The sequence below is a fragment of the Sedimentibacter hydroxybenzoicus DSM 7310 genome (assembly GCF_013403245.1).
Taxonomy (GTDB): Bacteria; Bacillota; Clostridia; order Tissierellales; family Sedimentibacteraceae; genus Sedimentibacter; species Sedimentibacter hydroxybenzoicus.
Genome location: NZ_JACBNQ010000015.1, coordinates 1 through 17,569, shown reverse-complemented (window position 1 = coordinate 17,569; position 17,569 = coordinate 1). Strand labels below are relative to the sequence as shown.

At 35.3% G+C, this 17,569-nt stretch carries 17 protein-coding genes; 16 read left to right on the top strand and 1 reads right to left on the bottom strand.

Features of this window, described 5'->3' with window-relative positions:
* Positions 1 to 3: 3 nt before the first annotated feature.
* The 5 genes from dndD to HZF24_RS12410 are packed head-to-tail and all read left to right on the top strand — an operon-like array spanning position 4 to position 5,284.
* Positions 4 to 1,956, top strand: coding sequence for a DNA sulfur modification protein DndD (dndD, locus tag HZF24_RS12430; protein WP_179238651.1), 1,953 nt, complete (start codon positions 4 to 6; stop codon positions 1,954 to 1,956).
* The gene (gene dndE / locus HZF24_RS12425) at positions 1,953 to 2,336 is read left to right on the top strand and encodes a DNA sulfur modification protein DndE (RefSeq protein WP_179238650.1); all 384 of its coding nucleotides are present in this window, start codon (positions 1,953 to 1,955) and stop codon (positions 2,334 to 2,336) included. Before dndD ends, dndE begins: the two co-directional genes overlap by 4 nt.
* A 2-nt stretch (positions 2,337 to 2,338) precedes the next feature.
* Complete coding sequence (locus HZF24_RS12420) at positions 2,339 to 3,490, top strand: cysteine desulfurase family protein (RefSeq protein ID WP_179238649.1); 1,152 nt, start codon at positions 2,339 to 2,341, stop codon at positions 3,488 to 3,490.
* A 16-nt stretch (positions 3,491 to 3,506) separates the two neighbouring features.
* Positions 3,507 to 4,685 (top strand): HNH endonuclease domain-containing protein, encoded by a 1,179-nt coding sequence (locus tag HZF24_RS12415; RefSeq protein ID WP_179238648.1) that lies wholly within the window; start codon positions 3,507 to 3,509, stop codon positions 4,683 to 4,685.
* Positions 4,673 to 5,284 (top strand): class I SAM-dependent methyltransferase, encoded by a 612-nt coding sequence (locus HZF24_RS12410; RefSeq protein WP_179238647.1) that lies wholly within the window; start codon positions 4,673 to 4,675, stop codon positions 5,282 to 5,284. The genes HZF24_RS12415 and HZF24_RS12410 overlap by 13 nt, the downstream gene beginning before the upstream one ends.
* Before the next feature lie 94 nt (positions 5,285 to 5,378).
* On the opposite strand, the gene HZF24_RS12405 is transcribed toward HZF24_RS12410, so the two are convergent.
* A complete protein-coding gene (locus tag HZF24_RS12405; RefSeq protein ID WP_322790743.1) occupies positions 5,379 to 5,639 on the bottom strand; it encodes a LytTR family transcriptional regulator DNA-binding domain-containing protein in 261 nt (86 codons plus the stop codon).
* A gap of 701 nt (positions 5,640 to 6,340) precedes the next feature.
* Between HZF24_RS12405 and HZF24_RS12400 the strand changes: the two genes are divergently transcribed.
* The 11 genes from HZF24_RS12400 to HZF24_RS12350 all read left to right on the top strand — a co-directional run bounded on the left by HZF24_RS12400 (position 6,341) and on the right by HZF24_RS12350 (position 17,497).
* On the top strand, positions 6,341 to 7,348 hold the full coding sequence (locus tag HZF24_RS12400; protein ID WP_179238645.1) for a DctP family TRAP transporter solute-binding subunit: 1,008 nt from the start codon (positions 6,341 to 6,343) through the stop codon (positions 7,346 to 7,348).
* 125 nt (positions 7,349 to 7,473) lie between these two features.
* A complete protein-coding gene (locus HZF24_RS12395) occupies positions 7,474 to 7,944 on the top strand; it encodes a TRAP transporter small permease (RefSeq protein WP_179238644.1) in 471 nt (156 codons plus the stop codon).
* 1 nt (position 7,945) lies between these two features.
* Positions 7,946 to 9,226, top strand: coding sequence for a TRAP transporter large permease (locus tag HZF24_RS12390; RefSeq protein ID WP_179238643.1), 1,281 nt, complete (start codon positions 7,946 to 7,948; stop codon positions 9,224 to 9,226).
* A gap of 83 nt (positions 9,227 to 9,309) precedes the next feature.
* Positions 9,310 to 10,068 carry an SDR family NAD(P)-dependent oxidoreductase gene (locus HZF24_RS12385; RefSeq protein WP_179238642.1) on the top strand — a complete coding sequence of 253 codons (759 nt, stop codon included), beginning with the start codon at positions 9,310 to 9,312 and terminating at the stop codon, positions 10,066 to 10,068.
* A 154-nt stretch (positions 10,069 to 10,222) separates the two neighbouring features.
* Positions 10,223 to 11,188, top strand: coding sequence for a thiamine pyrophosphate-dependent dehydrogenase E1 component subunit alpha (locus HZF24_RS12380; RefSeq protein WP_179238705.1), 966 nt, complete (start codon positions 10,223 to 10,225; stop codon positions 11,186 to 11,188).
* Positions 11,185 to 12,162 carry an alpha-ketoacid dehydrogenase subunit beta gene (locus tag HZF24_RS12375; protein WP_179238641.1) on the top strand — a complete coding sequence of 326 codons (978 nt, stop codon included), beginning with the start codon at positions 11,185 to 11,187 and terminating at the stop codon, positions 12,160 to 12,162. Before HZF24_RS12380 ends, HZF24_RS12375 begins: the two co-directional genes overlap by 4 nt.
* An 11-nt stretch (positions 12,163 to 12,173) precedes the next feature.
* Entirely contained in the window at positions 12,174 to 13,418 is a 1,245-nt protein-coding gene (locus tag HZF24_RS12370; RefSeq protein ID WP_179238640.1) for a dihydrolipoamide acetyltransferase family protein, read from the top strand.
* A gap of 84 nt (positions 13,419 to 13,502) precedes the next feature.
* Positions 13,503 to 14,888 (top strand): dihydrolipoyl dehydrogenase, encoded by a 1,386-nt coding sequence (lpdA, locus tag HZF24_RS12365; RefSeq protein WP_179238704.1) that lies wholly within the window; start codon positions 13,503 to 13,505, stop codon positions 14,886 to 14,888.
* 142 nt (positions 14,889 to 15,030) lie between these two features.
* A complete protein-coding gene (locus HZF24_RS12360; protein WP_322790742.1) occupies positions 15,031 to 15,723 on the top strand; it encodes a FadR/GntR family transcriptional regulator in 693 nt (230 codons plus the stop codon).
* Positions 15,724 to 16,074: 351 nt separating this feature from the next.
* Positions 16,075 to 16,224, top strand: coding sequence for a DNA cytosine methyltransferase (locus HZF24_RS12355; protein WP_179238639.1), 150 nt, complete (start codon positions 16,075 to 16,077; stop codon positions 16,222 to 16,224).
* A gap of 193 nt (positions 16,225 to 16,417) precedes the next feature.
* Positions 16,418 to 17,497: an ABC-F family ATP-binding cassette domain-containing protein gene (locus tag HZF24_RS12350; RefSeq protein ID WP_246346125.1), complete on the top strand. Its 1,080-nt coding sequence runs from the start codon at positions 16,418 to 16,420 to the stop codon at positions 17,495 to 17,497.
* The last annotated feature ends 72 nt before the right edge of the window (positions 17,498 to 17,569 follow it).

Sequence of the window (17,569 nt, the reverse complement as noted above, 5' to 3'; positions counted from 1 at the left end):
CGAATGATAATAAAGAAATTGACATTATGTAATTTCGGTGTATATGCCGGAGAAAATATGTTTTTATTTGAAAATCGAAAGCCAATAGTGTTAGTGGGAGGAATGAATGGACGAGGTAAGACAACTTTTCTCGAAGCAGTACTTTTGGCGTTATATGGTTCGAATTCCTTTGCATATTCTGAGAGCAATCAAAAGTCGTATGCACAGTATTTGCGCTCATTTGTAAATAGAAGTGAAAGTGATAAAACTTGTAGTGTAGAACTTGAATTTGAAATCAATAATGAGGTTAAGGAAAACTATATTGTAAAAAGAGAATGGGATACTGTAACTAAAATAACAAAGGAACGAATCAGTATTTATAAGGATGGCATCTATAATGAATTTTTGACAAATAACTGGCCAATGTTTGTAGAGAATATATTGCCAAGTGCTTTATCAAGTTTTTTCTTCTTTGATGGCGAGAAAATTGCAGAGTTATCTGTAGATAATACAAATGTTCAGCTAAAGAATTCTATTCGTTCAATGCTTGGGATATCTGTACTTGATGTTTTAAGTAATGATATTATGCGTAACCTTAAAAAAACAAATAAAAAAGGGAAAGATAACAAGAATGCAGAAAGAGTTCAGGAACTTAGAGAAGAAAAAGAAAAGGCAATAGAAGCTTTAGCAACGATAGATGCTCAGATTGAGGAGTTAAGTCATAAGTTAGTTGGAGGTAGGGATAATTTAGAGACACTACATCAGTTATATACTGCTAAAGGTGGTGATGCTGTAGACAAGCGTCAGGAGACAGTGAAAAAAAGAGCTACTCTTATGGCTGATTTATCAGGGGAAGAAAGTAGATTATATGAGTTAACGGCGTCGGAATTACCATTACTTCTCGTTAAAGATTTAATTCGTGATATTAAGCTGCAAGCTACAGACGAGCATGCAGATATGATTATGAAGCAGGTAACTGCTCAGCTTGATGGATTATATAAGGAATTTGAATCAGAATATTCAGGAGATACTAAGGCGAGTTTAGACTTTATCAATTATGTAAAAGCGCAGGTTAATAGTGATCAGAGTGAACCAATATATGAGTTGTCAGATCAGGCGTTATTTCAGACAAATAATTTGGTTGAAAGTATTATGAAAAATGTTGATGATGAGACAAGAAGCATTTTAGTATCGAAAAAGAAATTAGAAAAGCAAATTGGAGAATTAGATAGCTATCTTTCTTTAGACATAAATGATAAAGAGCTTCAAGAAATATACAATCAAATAAAAGGGGCAGAACAAATTATAATCGATTATCAGGTGAAAATGCTTGAATTAGATCGACAGAGAAGTGCAGCTAATTCAAAGATGATGACTGCAACAGCAGAATTCAGTAAATACGTAGAATCTTATTTATCTACAGCTGAGTTAAGAGATAGTACAGATCGAATCATTAAGTATTCAAATATGGCGCTGAATATTATAGAAAAATATATAGTTGAACTTCAAAAGCGAAAGACGGATGTGCTAGCAGATACAATTACAGACTGTTATAAAAAGCTTGCAAATAAGAAAAATTTAATTAAGAAAATTGTTATGGATTCTGAAACATTGGATATTCAATATTTATCTGAAGACGGACAGGAAGTTCCTAAAGATTTTTTATCTGCAGGTGAAAAGCAATTAATGGTGATTTCAATTTTGTGGGCTCTGGCTATATGTTCAAAGAAAAGTTTACCAGTAATAATTGATACACCATTGTCAAGATTAGATTCTTTACATAGAACATCATTAGTTACAAACTATTTCCCTAATGCAGGGGAACAAACTATTATTCTATCAACTGATTCTGAAATAGATGCTGGATATTACAAATTAATGAAAGCAAATGTCGGTGATGAATTCACATTGAAATATGATGAAACAACGAAAAGCACCTCAATTAAGAGAGGGTATTTGATTGGAGCAGAAATATGATAATGAAGCAAGTACGTCTTTCACAACAGGCGAAAGATCAATTATCAAGATTAAAAGGAAAAACTGGTATTAAAAACTGGAATGTTTTATGTAGATGGGCATTATGTTATTCGCTAAGTGAAAAAACAATTCCAACAGATATTCTTATTATTGCTGATAGTAATTTGGAGATGTCATGGTACACATTTGGTGGTGATTATTATGAAATATATGAAGCTCTTGTAAAAGCTTGGTGCATTCAAATGAACTTACCAACGGATGATGAAACTGTTTATAAATACTTTCGACTGAATTTAGAGAGAGGGATTGCACATCTCTGTGGAACAGGATTTATTAAGAGTATTAATGATTTGGTAGAGTTGTCAGTAAAGGAGAAATAATAGTGAGTGTATACTTAGATTACAATGCTTCGACTCCAATTGATTTACGAGTTCTAGATGCAATGGTTGAGGTTTATAAAAATAATATTGGTAATGCTGACAGTAGAACTCATAACTATGGGGAAAGTGCACGTAAAGTTGTTGAGAACTCAAGAAAACAAGTAGCAAGCCTTTTAAATATTTCACCAGATGAGGTTTTTTTTACAAGTGGAGCAACAGAAAGTAATAACATTGCCATTCAAGGCCTGAGAGAATATGCAGAAAAAAATAATAAAAAGCATATCATAACAACTGCAATTGAACATAAGGCTGTTTTAGAAACTGTAAGTCATTTACAGAAAGAAGGGTATGAAGTTGACATTGTTTCTCCAGATTTATCTGGTCGAGTGAGTATAGATAAAATTCTTGATAAAGTTCGAGATGATACTTTATTAGTCAGTGTGATGCATGTCAATAATGAGACTGGAATCATTCAACCGGTTAATGAATTGGGAGAGGCTTTGCAGGAACGGGATGTATTATTTCATACAGATGCAACTCAAAGCTGTGGAAAACTTGTAGATGAGGTTAGAAGCCTAAAGTATAATATGCTGTCCTTTAGTGCACATAAGTTAATGGGACCACAGGGAGTAGGTATTCTTGTTTTAAGAAAGAAATCGTTCAAATTACCACCTGTTAACGCAATATTGTATGGTGGTCAGCAAGAGCATGGGATTCGTCCTGGTACTATTCCTGTAGCATTGACTGCAGGATGTGGAAAGGCGTGTGAGATTGCCGAAAACGAATATAAAAAGAATAATGCATACTTGCATGAAATAAAAGAGAAGATATTGAATGAATTGAATGTTTCTGGAGTTGAATATCATGTAAATGGAGATCAAAAATATTGTATAGACAGTACATTGAACATTTGTATTGATGGTGTTTCGTCAGAGGCACTTATGATTTCAACTAAGCAATATTGTGGTTTAGCTAATGGTTCTGCATGTACATCAAAGAGCTATTCACCAAGTTATGTACTTGGAGCCATGGGAATTTCAACATCACAGATAGAGAACTCCATAAGAGTTAGTTGGGGACCAGGTACAACTATGGATGATGTAATAGAAAATTTTAGAGAATTGCTGAAGATAGCTAAACAGATAAGGAATTAGAATTGGAGAGGGCAAAATGGATCGGAAAATACATTTAGAAATTATATATGAAAACAATCTAGATACTGATAAGTTTGCTCGTATGTTGGACAACAAGTCTCAAAGCTATAAATTTTATTGGCTTGAAGCAATATTACGTCTAATTATAGAGATGGAGGGCGATTTATCATTTGATCAAATAATCAATGAAATGATATGTGATGCATGGCATACTGTCACACATTATCACTTGCGTTTAGGTCCGACAGTAAATGGAAAATCCGAAAATTTTTTAGAGCATGCAATAAATGTATTAAATGAGCATGCGAGAGACGAATTATCGCAGAATCCATCAAGGGAAGAGTTACTACTAGCAATTAATAAGAATGATGATAAATTAAAGAATGATAAATATAGATTAACAGATTACGTTCCATATAAATTATTGTACCCATTTTTAGATGATGAGGGATTGACTTATTTAAGAAAGGACCAGAGAGGTAGACTAATCGCATATATGGAACAACTTACGGATGAAGAAAATCTATTTTATAGGATTATTGATGGTAGTGGGTTGTGGAAAAAGGTAAGAGTGAATAATAATTGGAGAAAGTTGATATTTGATAATTATTCAGTAATAACAAGTTGGATTAAATATAATAAGGTACAGTTTCTTCAAGATAGAAACCCAGGAGTGCCAGGTATTATTTACAAGATATCACCAGAATCAGATAATGTGAGAAGATTAGAAAAAGCTCGAGATTTATGGAAAACAGCAGTACAGATTACGGGACAGCCAATTCGAGATATTTATACGGGAGAAAAACTTAATGTGGAAAGATTTGATCTTGATCATTTTGTTCCGAGATCATATATAGCGAACGACGAGTTGTGGAATCTTACACCAATGAGTAAAAACCTTAATTCAAGCAAAAATAATAAACTGCCACCATGGGACAAATATTTTAAGGGTTTTGCAGAATATCAATTCTATTTATATCAGTTAATATTTGCGATAGAAGATACGCATGGAAATACTGCATTTCAAAATAAGTTTGAAAAATGCAGACGCTATAACTTGAATTCAATATGGGCATCAGAGAGTTTGTACATAAAGGGAAATACGGAAGAGCAATTTATAAATATTTTAGAGCATAATTTGAAACCAGTTTACGATGCAGCAAAATTGCAAGGATATGATTTATGGCGACTTTAAAACAAGAAAATACAACGATTGAGTATTATAATCAAAATGCGGATATGTTTATTAATACAACAATTGATGCTGACATGAGTGAACTTTATAGTGAGTTTGAAAAATACTTATCTATTGGATGTAGTATTTTAGACATTGGATGTGGAAGTGGGAGAGACAGCAAATATTTTTCTCAAAAAGGATATAGTGTAACTTCTTTAGATGCTTCAAAAGTAATGTGTGAAAGAACGCAATTAATTACAAATAATGTAGTTATTCAAATGAAGGCAGAGGATATATTTTTTGAAGCAGAGTTTGATGCAGTCTGGGCTTGTGCATCACTATTGCATGTTTCTAAGGAAAATATGTTACAAACAATGTTAAAGATTGTAGTAGCTTTGAAAGATAGTGGTGTGTTATATGGATCTTGGAAATATGGGACAGGTGTACATGATTCAAAAGGACGATATTTTGCGGATTATACAGAAAAAACGTTGACGGAATTATTAGCTGGAATAAAAAATGTTACAGTGCTAAAACTATGGGTAACAGCAGATGTAAGACGTGAAAAAAACGAAGAAAAGTGGATTAATGTCATAATAAAAAAGGGAGGAAAATAGAAATACAGATCGCTTTAGCATTCTTTCATCTATTTCCTTCGGTATGGTCGAAAATCCGAATCAATATAAGACAGTGGGCTCCTGTCAGCTAGCATCAATAATCAAATGTATCCACACCCGTAATTGAAAGCGGAATGGGTTTTACCAATTGCTTGAATCCAAGCCTTGACATTGGAATTATGTCACCGGATTTTAGCAGGAGAAATTTGTAGTCATCGCTTATTTCCTCGATGTTGAATAAATTAACAACATATCCCTGGCGGCATTTGAAAAAATAGCTTGAGTCCAGCTCCTTCAGGACCTTGGTCTGTGTTGCCATTTCTTTTATGTCTTCTCCGTGGTGCATATGAATCACTGATTTGTTTTTTCCTTATGAATAAACTGGATGTCCTCGTGTGGAATCAGACGGGACATTTTTCCGTTTTTTGCGGCGTATACACCGTATGGACAGACGCCTGTTAATCTCTGACGCTACCTTTCCGATGTTTTTTGAGATGGTTTCTTATGGGAATAGGGGGTTGTGTCGTACTATAGGCGGAGGTTAAAGATTTGTTGATAATATAAAATTTATATATAGAACCTATTAAAAATAAGGACAGGAGCCACAGCTTATTGTGTACTCTGTTCTTTTATATTGACTGTAAATAGTATGCATGGAAAAGAGAATCACAAAAAGAGAACAACACATATAAAATAATCTTGACAAAAATGTGGTACTATGGTAATGTGGTAGTACCATGATACCACATAAATATAATTAATGCAAATTAGCGATTTCTTAGGTTAGCTTAGTTTGCAAATTGTTCTAAGTATATAAGCTGCTGTTAATAGCTTTTCCAATGTGACAACGATTTCCAAAGCGAATATATTGTATATAATTTATTTTTATATTGATATATAAGATAAAATCAGGAGGTGTTTTTTAGTTATTTCTGTTGTTCAAACTGTAATATCACAGTAAATTTGGAAGTGATTATTTAATATTAAAAAAAACGATATTACTGATAGCTTAGTTTGTGGTAGTTAAAAAAAATATAAATTTGGAGGATTATGAAAATGATTAAGCGTATTAAGGCGATATTTATTTTAATTGTATTTACAATGCTTATTTTATCCGGTTGTAATAGTAATGAAACTGACGGTAATGAAAAGGTTGCCATGAAAATGACTGTTACGGGAACAGATCAAGGTTCGGATACATTTGTAGCAAGAAAGTTTTCTGAACTTGTAAATGAGAGATCCGGTGGAAGTATTCAAATAGATGTCTATACCAGCGACCAATTAGCAGGTGGAAACCAATCAAAGGGTATAGAAATGCTATCTCAGGGATTGACTGATATAGGAATTTATTCTCAAAGTACTTTGGCAAAGATAGATGAAAAAATTGCAGTTTGCAATTTACCATGGGCATTCACCAGTTATGAACATGCAAATGAAATATTCGATTCAACTGGCGGTGAATATATGAGAAAAATAATGGATGCTAATGGACTTGTTTACTTGGACAATGCACACAATGCCTTAAGACAAATTTCTAACAGTAAAAGGTCAATTAGAAGTCCCGAAGATTTGAAGGATTTAAAAATACGTGTTCCCGGAGGAGCAATATTCCTTGATACCTGGAACGCATTTGGGGCTGATCCGATTGCTATGAGTTGGAGCGAAGTATTTACCGCTCTGCAGCAGAAAACTATAGATGGGCAGGAGAATGGGATAAAGACATCCGATTCTAATAATATATATGAAGTAAACAAATATTTTACAGTGTGGAATTATATGTATGATGGATATCCTATAATAGTCAACAAAGACAGTTGGAATAAATTGAGTCAGGAACAGCAGCAAATTTTACAAGAATGTGCTACGGAAGCCTGCAAAATTGGCAGAAATGATACTGAGACACAGGAAAAGGAGCTGATACAGAAATTTATAGATAATGGTGTAGAAGTTACCATATTGAATGAAGAAGAAATAAATGCATTTAAGGAGATAGTCCAGCCTGTCATTGATAAATTTGAAGCAAAATTCGGCGAAGAAGCGTGTACTGCATTTGGTATTCAATAAGTATTTTATTCATCATATTAATATAATTTAATTGATTGAAAACGTGGAAAAGGTTATTTCTGTATATATTAAGATAAATTATTATTTCTGAATTTTAATACATAGCAAATGAAAGGAAATTATTCATGAATAAAATATTTCAAAAATTAGAAGAATTTATATCTGTAGTTGTTTTATCAGTTATGACAATATTAACATTTATTAATGTGATTTCACGATATTTTCTAAAAGCATCCATATCGTTTACAGACGAGCTCACTACCTTTTTATTTGTGCTGCTAAGCCTTTTAGGTTCAGCTATAGCTGCAAGATATGGAAGTCATTTAGGTCTTACAATTTTAACAGATTATTTACCTGAGAAATTTAACAAGTGGGTTGCAATGTTTTCCGGAATATGTTCTGTGATTTTCTGCGGGGTTATTGTATATTATGGTCTTCTGATGGTTAGCTTTGAATTTAAAAGTATGCAATTAACATTGGGAATGCAATGGCCGGAATGGATTTTTGGTTCCTTTGTTCCTATCGGAGGCATGTTTATTTTATATGAATTTGCAAATAGCACAATAAAAATTTTGAAAAAGAAGGATGGTGAGTAATATGGCAACATTGTTATTATTCGGAACATTTATTATTTTGCTGCTGCTAAATGTTCCAATATCCATCAGCCTTGGAATTTCAAGTATTATAACTCTTATTTTTGCCGGAGTCCCTTTGGATATAATACCTACAAATATTTTTGCTGCTACAAGCAAATTTGCTCTGCTTGCGATTCCGTTTTTTATTTTAGCAGGAAATATTATGGAAAAGGGAGGAATTTCTGAAAAGCTGATAAATTTAGCAAAAGCCTGGGTGGGTCATAAAAAAGGTGGACTGGCTTTAGTGTGTGTTATCGTATCGTGCTTTTTCGCTGCGATTTCTGGTTCCGGACCTGCAACAGTTGCGGCACTTGGTTCAATTATTATACCTACAATGGTAAATAACGGCTATAAGAAAAATTTTGCATCTGCATTGATGGCGTCAGCAGGAGGAATAGGTATAATAATACCTCCATCAATTACATTTGTTATATTCGGAGCCATTACAGGAGCGTCCATAGGGGACTTGTTGATAGCTGGTATCCTTCCGGGGATATTGGTAGGATTAGCTTTGGCAATTGCCGCATTGTGGGTAACAAGACGTGAAGATATAAAGTCATTACCTAAGGCACCAATGGAAGAAAAGGTATCGGCTACAAAAGATGCGTTATGGGGATTGATGATGCCAATAATAATATTAGGTGGAATTTATGGAGGTATTTTTACACCTACGGAGGCAGCAGCTGTTTCTGTTATTTATGGTTTAGCTATTTCAGTTTTTATATATAAGTCCATAAAGATAAAGGATATATATAAAATTTTGGTTGACTCAACAGCACAGACGGCTGTTGTAATGTTCATCACTGCATCAGCCAGTTTGTTTGCATGGGTTATGACCGTCGAAGGCGTTGCAAATGCTGCAAGTAATTTACTAATAAGTCTATCCGGCGGTAACTATCTTGTTTTACTGATAATTTTAAATATTTTATTGCTGATAGCGGGATGTGTAATTGATACTACCTCTGCATTATATATATTAGCTCCTGTGTTTGTTCCGGTAGCATTATCTTTAGGAATAGACATTATACATTTAGGAGTTGTCGTAATTGTAAATTTAGCAATTGGCTTGATAACACCTCCGGTTGGAGTAAATTTATATGTAGCTTGCGGTGTGGGGCATGTTTCGATGAAGGAGATTGCTAAAGGGGTTGTTCCATTTTTGGTTGCATCTTTGATTGCACTTCTGTTGATAACATATATACCATCAATATCATTAATATTACCTGGGTTAATGGCAAAATAATCATGTACAAAATAATCAGTTTTATATCAGTCTAACTTGTTTGATTTTAACTGATAAATATATTATAAAGAGGAGAAGAAAGTATGTTTGATTTTAATAATAAAGTTGCAATTGTTACGGGAAGTGGTTCAAAAAAAGGAATTGGAATAGCTACAGCAGATATGTTAGCAAGATTAGGTGCAACTGTAGTTATTTGTGATTTAAATCAAAAGGATATAGACGATAATGTTAAAGCAATTATAGAATCGGGTGGTAAGGCCTTAGGCTTGAAACTTGATGTTACGGATGAAAATTCAGTAAATGAAATGGTGGATAAAGTTTTGTCCGAATATGGACATATTGATATATTAGTCAATGTCGCCGGAATCAGTCAGAAAATAACAGTTGAGTATATGGAACTTGAAGATATGAAGAGGATATTTAATGTCAATATGTATGGCGTTTTTCTGTGCACGAAAGCAGTACTAAAGATTATGAAAAAACAAAAATACGGAAGAATAATTACAGTATCATCAGTAGCCGGTAAAAGAGGAGGAGGTATATTTGGCGGACCCCATTATTCGGCTTCTAAAGCCGCGGTTTTAGGATTTTCGAAAAATTTAGCAAGAGAAGTTGCCGGTGAAGGTATTACTGTTAATTGTGTTACACCGGGTCTTATCGAAACAGATATAGCAAAAACACTTAACGAAAAAGAAGTTGGGCTGCTTGTTAAAGATATACCTATGGGCAGACGTGGGAAAACATATGAAGTAGCCGGTGCAATTGCATTTTTAGCATCGGATGAGGCTTCATATATTACCGGAGAAGAAATAGATATTAATGGAGGTTCTCATATGGACTAATACTATATGTGGTCAATTATAATTTATTTGAATTATGACTATAGCTGATAATTTTTATAATTGTTTACAAAATCATTAGTTATATATTCATTTTTACACTTAAAAAATCAGGAAGGCGGTACATATTTTGGAGAATAAAAAATATTCAAAAGAAATGCTTTTTGATTTTTATCAGACTATGATAAGGATCAGATATTTTGAATTAAAGTTAACGGAATATTTTACAAAAGGCATGCTTTATGGCAATATTCATACATCCATCGGACAGGAAGCAGTAGCGGCAGGTGCAAATAAAGCTTTGGAAAAAACAGATTTTATAACGGCAACTCATAGAGGACATGGACAAATAATTGCAAAGGGTGCAGATACAAAAATAATGATGGCTGAACTTTTTGGAAAATCAACAGGGTATTGCAAGGGAAAAGGAGGTTCGATGCATGTTGCAGATGTATCTTTAGGGATTTTAGGTGCCAACGGGATTGTGGGAGCAGGAATTCCAATAGCTGTAGGATCAGCGTTGGCTTCAAAAATTAAAGGTACAAACGAAGTTTCAATGGCAATTTTTGGAGATGCTGCATCTAATCAAGGTGTATTTCATGAAGCAGTTAACATGTCAGCTGCATGGAAATTACCGGTTGTATTCTTGTGTGAAAATAATAGCTATGGGGTATCGGTGAATATTCATACTGTTACAAATACAGATACTATTGCAGAACGAGCCAAAGCGTATAACATTCCGGGAGTAACTGTTGATGGAAATGACCCTATTGCAGTTTACGAGGAAGTTAAAAAAGCGGTTGAATATGCTCGAAAGGGTAACGGTCCATCAATTGTTGAATGCATGACATGGCGAGTAAGGGGACATTATGAAGGAGATCGTGCCTTGTATCGTTCTAAAGAAGTGGAAGAGGGATGGAGTAAAAAAGATCCAATAGATAATTTCAGAAACCATCTTTTGAAGGAAGGTATTGAAGAACATGAAATTGTATCGATTGAGGAAATAACCAAGAAAGAAATAGACGATGCAATACAATTTGCATTGGATTCTCCCTTGCCGGATTACAGTGAAGTTACTACCGACGTATATTCTGACGATAATGGGAGGTGTGTTGCAAGATGAAAAAAATAACTGTTAGTAAGGCTATAAGCGAAGGCCTTCATGAGGAAATGTTAAGAGATGAAAATGTAATAATTCTTGGTGAAGATGTGGGGGAAATGGGAAATGTATTTGCTATTACACAGGGCTTCCAGGAAGAATTCGGGGCACATAGAGTTATAGACACTCCCATAAGTGAAGCAGGGTTTTTGGGTATGTCGGTTGGTGCAGCAATGAGAGGAATCCGTCCTGTAGTTGAACTGATGTATGTAGATTTTATTGGTGTTTCAATGGATCCGATAATGAACCAGGCGGCTAAGATGAGATATATGACCGGCGGACAAGTGAGCGTTCCGATGGTTCTTCGTGCTCCTCAAGGTTCAGGAAGAAGAAATGCCGGTCAGCATTCACAAAATTTAGAAACATTTTTTACACATATTCCGGGGTTAAAGGTTGTTTGCCCTTCAACTGCAAAGGATGCAAAAGGTCTAATTAAAGCCGCAATCAGGGACGATGATCCGGTAGTGTTCCTGGAGCACAGACTGCTATATGCCAAAAAAGAAGAAATACCGGAAGGAGAATATATTATTCCGTTAGGAAAAGCAGATATAAAACGTGAAGGCAAGGATATTACAATAATAACATGGTCGCGTCAAGTATATTTTGCACTGGAAGCAGCAGCAGAACTTGCAAAAGAAGGTATTGACGCAGAAGTATTAGACCTTCGTTCACTTGTTCCTTTAGACTGGGAAGCTATAAGAGAATCAGTTTGTAAGACACACAATGTTGTAATAGTTCATGAAGGTGTTAAAAGAAGCGGTTTTGGAGGAGAGCTTTCAGCACAAATTACAGAAGAGCTGTTTGATGAGCTTGATTCTCCTGTAGAACGTGTAGCTGCTTTAAATGTAGTACCACCATTTGCTCCTACATTAGAGGATGCATTCTTCCCACATCCGGAGGATATTGTAAAAGCAGTTAAAAAAGTATTAAATAAATAGGGAGGAACAAAATGGCAACAGAAGTAATAATGCCTCAGCTTGGATTAACAATGGAAGAAGGTACCATTGTTAATTGGATAAAGCAAGAGGGTGACAAGGTTAATATAGGAGATGTTTTAGTAGAAATTTCTACAGACAAGCTTTCCAGTGAAATTGAAAGTGAGGTTGAAGGGATACTTCTTAAAATAGTAGCAAATGAAGGCGAAGATATTCCTGTCAAGGGTTTAATAGCAATAATCGGTGAAGAAGGTGAAAGTATAGATGCCTCTGCGGCACCTAAGACTGTTGAAGATATAAAAGATGAAGAAGCAGTGCCTAAGGCAGCAGAAGCTCCAAAGGCGGCAGCTGTTACAGAAACAGGACGTATTAAAGCTTCTCCTCTGGCAAAGAAGACTGCAGTAGATTTAGGAGTTGATTTAATAGGATTGTCAGGCTCCGGAACAGGAGGGCGCATTATTCAAAAAGATGTGTTTGAAGCATCAGAAAATCACGAAGCACAGACTGCGGTTCAAAAAGCTGAATCTGAACCAACACCGGCAGCAGTCTTGGCTCCGGCAGTTCAAGCTGCCGGCGCAGACATTGTAAAACCATTGACAAATATGCGCAAGGTAATCGGAAAGAGAATGCAGGCAAGCAAACAAATTGCTCCTCACGTTACAATTACAACTGAAGTAAATGTTAATAAGACGGTTGCATTGAGAAATAAATTAAATTCAAAAAATGCAGACGTGAGATTCAGTTATACTGATATTTTGGTTAAAATGGCGGCAGCTGCTCTGAGAAGCTATCCGATAATAAATTCATCTATTACTGAAGACAGTTTTATTATTCATGACAGAGTCAACATAGGTATTGCCGTTGCATTAGATGAAGGATTAATTGTCCCTGTTGTGAGAGATGCGGACAGAAAAGGATTAAAGTCTATAACCGCAGAAACAAAGGAACTTATTACCAAAGCAAGAGCAAACACATTATTGCCTGATGAAATGTCAGAAGCTACATTTACAATAAGCAATCTTGGAGGATATGACATAGACGGGTTCACTCCGGTTATAAATCTGCCTGAATGTGCAATACTTGGTGTTGGAAGAATTGTAAGAAAACCGGTTATAAATGAAAATGATGAAATAGTTCCTGCATCAATGATGGTGCTTAGCCTGTCATTTGACCACAGGGTTGTAGATGGTGCTACAGCGGCAGAATTCCTGAAAAAATTAAAGGGGTATTTAGAAGATCCTGACAACATGTATGTTTAATAAAACAATTACAACCGCTATCTCATACGTTATGCAGCAGGGGATAGCGGCTTAAAATTTAAGGAGTAAGTAATGGGTGATAAAATTAAAGTAACAGTAATAGGCGGAGGTCCCGGAGGTTATGTGGCAGCAATAAGGGCGGCACAGCTTGGTGGAGAGGTTACACTTATAGAGAAAGAAAATCTAGGCGGTACTTGTTTAAACGTGGGCTGTATTCCGACAAAAGCATTGCTACATTCGGCAGAACTTTATGAAGAAGCAAAGGAAGGAGCTAAGTACGGTATAATAGCAACAGATGTAAAAGTAGATTTTGCCAAGGTGCAGGAAAGAAAAAAAACAGTTACTAAACAGTTAGTAGCGGGTGTCAAAGGGCTTTTAGCCGCTAACAAGGTCAAGGTTGTCAAAGGAGTGGCCTCTTTTATCGGTAGGGATGTAATAGAGGTTAAGACAGAAAAGGCAACTGAAATAATAAAAGCAGACAAGTTTATAATTGCAACAGGTTCAATTCCTGCAAAACCTCCTATACCCGGAATAGATTCAAAACAATGCATTGACTCAACGGGAGCTCTTGAACTTCATGAAGTGCCAAAATCAATGGTCATTGTGGGAGGCGGAGTAATCGGCATCGAGATTGCCACATTGTACAGTGCTTTGGGATGCAAAATAGTTGTGATAGAAATGCTGGATGAAATACTGCCTATGATGGACGGCGAGCTTACAAAAATGATTCGTGCAAAGCTTGCCAAAAAGGGTGTGGAAATATTTACGAGCACAAAGGTTATGTCATTCAAGGATGCAGGGGGTAATGTTGAAGTTACCGTTGAAATGAAAGACGGCTCTACAAAAGTATTTGCCGGAGAAAAAGCCTTAATTTCTATAGGCAGAAAAACCAACACTAAGGCATTGGGCTTGGAAAAGGCAGGCATTGCAAACGACAGAGGCAGAATTACGGTAAATGACAAGATGGAAACCAATGTGTCCGGCATTTATGCAGTAGGCGATTGCATCGGGAAGATTATGCTTGCACATGTTGCATCTGCGCAGGGAGAAGTTGCCGCAGAAAATGCATGCGGACATAACAGCGTGTTTGACAGCAAGACTAATCCTTCATGTGTATACACCAAACCTGAATTTGCATCAGTCGGTCTGACAGAAGAAGCTGCAAGATCACAGGGAGTGGATTATATAGTAGGAAAATTCCCGTTAGCCGCAAATGGCAGGGCAATGATAATGGGAGAAGACGGCATGATAAAAATCATTGCCGGCAAGAAATACAAAGAAGTATTAGGAGCTCACATACTTGGCCCCAGGGCCACTGATTTAATAGGTGAATTAGCTCTTGCAATAGGTATGGAGGCAACAATTGATGAGGTAATAGCAACAATACATGCACATCCCACAGTTGCTGAAGCAATAAGGGAAGCTGTACTGGCATTGGAAAAAAGAGCAATTCACGTGGTAGATAGATAAATTCATTTTGTAATAGAAAAAGTCAGTTCGAAGTAAATTCACAGAAGTGCATTTTAATACAAATCCAAAGAATCTTGACAAAGTTACAGCAATAATATAATATGGTAATATAGTACTACCATGATATAAAAATATAAAGAGGGTGAATTCAATACTTGATAAAATTAAAAATAATTCTCCTAAACTATCTGAACTTGTTATGGATGCAATTATAAATGCAATTATAGACGGTAATATAAAAATTAATGAAGAATTGTTGCCGGAAAGAGAATTGGCTGCAATATTAGGAGTAGGGAGAGGTTCTCTGAGGGAAAGTTTAGCGATACTGGAGTTTTTAGGCATAATAGAAACTAAGGGTAATCGAAAGGTTGTAGTAAAGGGAACGGATTCTATTGAAAAAGCAATCTCAATAATACGATTATCAAAAAATACGGATTCTATTGTAGATTTTATTGAATTTCGCCGTGTTATTGAAACAGCTATTGTCAAGTTGGCTTGTGAGAGGGCAACGGATGAAGACATCAGGCTAATTAAAAGTTCCGTTGACAGGCTGGAAGAAGATCCAAACGATTTTATTGCTGATAGCGAGTTTCATATCAATTTGGCTAAAGCAAGTCACAATCCTATTTTTGCTGCAGTACTGGACTTTGTAAATAGTATGATGATGGACCTCAGAAGCAGATTTTATACTGTAAAAGACTATCATATGAAGACTGTTACTGAGCATCGCAATATTTTAAAGGCTATAGAAAATAAAAATGCAGATCAAGCAGTGGAACAAATAAACACTCATTTAAATAATATTGAACAGTTTTCTAAAGAAATAGAATTATAAAAAATCGCAAGAAGTTTATTGTATTTGAATTTGAAAGTGTAATAAATTACGTACAAATTAAATATTGATTTATAAAGTTTACATAGTAAATATTTAAATATACAGCATGAATAAACATAACGCAGGAGCGTGACCTAAACGCTTGCTGTGTTTTATACGGTGATTGGGCGGTCAAAAAATGATTGCCCGATTTTCTTTTATCACTGGTAAAGCAAGCGTAGTAAACTTTGTTATGGCACAGATAAAGATATTTTAATTCTCATAATGTGCAAAAAAAAAGGTGCATGAAACTAACGAAATCGAATTATGTTACCGGACTTCATCAAGAGAAATTCTTGGTGACCGGAAGCAATGCTTCCCGACAGTTTCAGATTTTATTATGAGAATCTCAGTGACGGCTATAAAATGGTGGGAAATGCCGTGCCAACTAAAATGGCTTACTATATGGCATTATCTGTTAAGGATTCTTTAATCGGCAAATTAATGAGACCGACAGCTTAACAGTATATAATAATAGCGGGTAATGTTTATGACATGCTCGCTATTTGTTTGTAGAATAGTAATATTCTGATAATAAAAAAATCCTTTATAATTACAAAAACATGGTATAATACATATATCATACCATCGCCTTGGCAATGCAAGCGAGCTTGCGCTGCACTCGGCTCAGATATGATATAATAGAGCAAACTTTATGAAAGGCAATTGTATGATTTTAACACTTGAAAATATATCTAAAAGCTTTGGAGAAAAGACTTTACTTGATAATGTAACTTTATATATTAATGATAACGATAAAATTGGTTTTGTGGGAGTAAACGGAACCGGTAAATCAACATTGCTTAAGATTGCTTCTCTGATCGAGGAGCCTGACAGCGGCAATGTTGTATACAGCAATGGTGCAAGGGTCTGCTACTTGCCTCAGGATCCTGAATTCAATAAAAATACAACTGTGTTAGAGCAGGTTTTTATCAATGCTTCTACTGAAACCAAGGTGCTGATGGAATATGAAGCAAAGTCAATATTAAACAAACTAGGCATAACAGAGTTTGACAAGGATGTAAATATACTTTCTGTCGGACAAAGAAAAAGGGTTGCAATAGCAAGCGTATTGGTGAATCCATGCGAGCTGTTGATATTGGATGAGCCGACCAATCACCTGGATAATGGCATGATACTGTGGCTGGAGAATTATTTGAAAAGATATAAGGGTGCTATATTGATGGTTACTCATGACAGATATTTTCTGGACAGAATTTCAAACAGAATAGTTGAACTGGATAAAGGCAGTATATATTCTTATGAAGGGAACTATTCAAAATTTCTGGAGCTAAAAGCTTTGCGTGAAGAAAACGACATGAGCAGCGAAAGAAAAAAACAGGCATTATACAAGAAGGAGTATGCCTGGATTCAAAGAGGGGCCAGAGCGAGAGGCACAAAGGCAAAGGGCAGAATACAAGAATTTGAAAGGTTGAAGGAACAGATAGGAACAGAAAGTGAGGAGAAATTAGAATTAAGTTCTGTTTCGTCCAGACTTGGTAGAAAGACAATAGAAATTAAAAACATTTCAAAAAGTTATGATGAAAAAGTTATTGTTGAACATTTTGAATATATTGTTAACAGAGATGCAAGAATCGGTATCGTTGGAAATAACGGAGCCGGAAAATCTACATTATTGAATATAATAGCAGGAAGAATCCGGCCTGATAGTGGATATGTTGATATTGGAAGTACTGTTAAGCTTGGTTATTTTTCACAGGAAGCAGATGTTTGAGTTTCCGCAAAAGCAAATAAAATTATAAAAAAAGATTGAAAGAAAAATAAAAAAGAGCAAACAGAAGCAAAG

Bases quoted from the DNA above. Each gene is read 5' to 3' on its own strand.
- HZF24_RS12395 (WP_179238644.1), top strand. From the start codon at position 7,474: ATGAATAAAATATTTCAAAAATTAGAAGAATTTATATCTGTAGTTGTT.
- HZF24_RS12380 (WP_179238705.1), top strand. From the start codon at position 10,223: ATGCTTTTTGATTTTTATCAGACTATGATAAGGATCAGATATTTTGAA.
- HZF24_RS12410 (WP_179238647.1), top strand. From the start codon at position 4,673: ATGGCGACTTTAAAACAAGAAAATACAACGATTGAGTATTATAATCAA.
- dndD (WP_179238651.1), top strand. From the start codon at position 4: ATGATAATAAAGAAATTGACATTATGTAATTTCGGTGTATATGCCGGA.
- HZF24_RS12415 (WP_179238648.1), top strand. From the start codon at position 3,507: ATGGATCGGAAAATACATTTAGAAATTATATATGAAAACAATCTAGAT.
- dndE (WP_179238650.1), top strand. From the start codon at position 1,953: ATGATAATGAAGCAAGTACGTCTTTCACAACAGGCGAAAGATCAATTA.
- HZF24_RS12390 (WP_179238643.1), top strand. From the start codon at position 7,946: ATGGCAACATTGTTATTATTCGGAACATTTATTATTTTGCTGCTGCTA.
- HZF24_RS12375 (WP_179238641.1), top strand. From the start codon at position 11,185: ATGAAAAAAATAACTGTTAGTAAGGCTATAAGCGAAGGCCTTCATGAG.
- HZF24_RS12385 (WP_179238642.1), top strand. From the start codon at position 9,310: ATGTTTGATTTTAATAATAAAGTTGCAATTGTTACGGGAAGTGGTTCA.
- HZF24_RS12350 (WP_246346125.1), top strand. From the start codon at position 16,418: ATGAAAGGCAATTGTATGATTTTAACACTTGAAAATATATCTAAAAGC.
- HZF24_RS12400 (WP_179238645.1), top strand. From the start codon at position 6,341: ATGATTAAGCGTATTAAGGCGATATTTATTTTAATTGTATTTACAATG.
- HZF24_RS12355 (WP_179238639.1), top strand. From the start codon at position 16,075: ATGCTTCCCGACAGTTTCAGATTTTATTATGAGAATCTCAGTGACGGC.
- HZF24_RS12370 (WP_179238640.1), top strand. From the start codon at position 12,174: ATGGCAACAGAAGTAATAATGCCTCAGCTTGGATTAACAATGGAAGAA.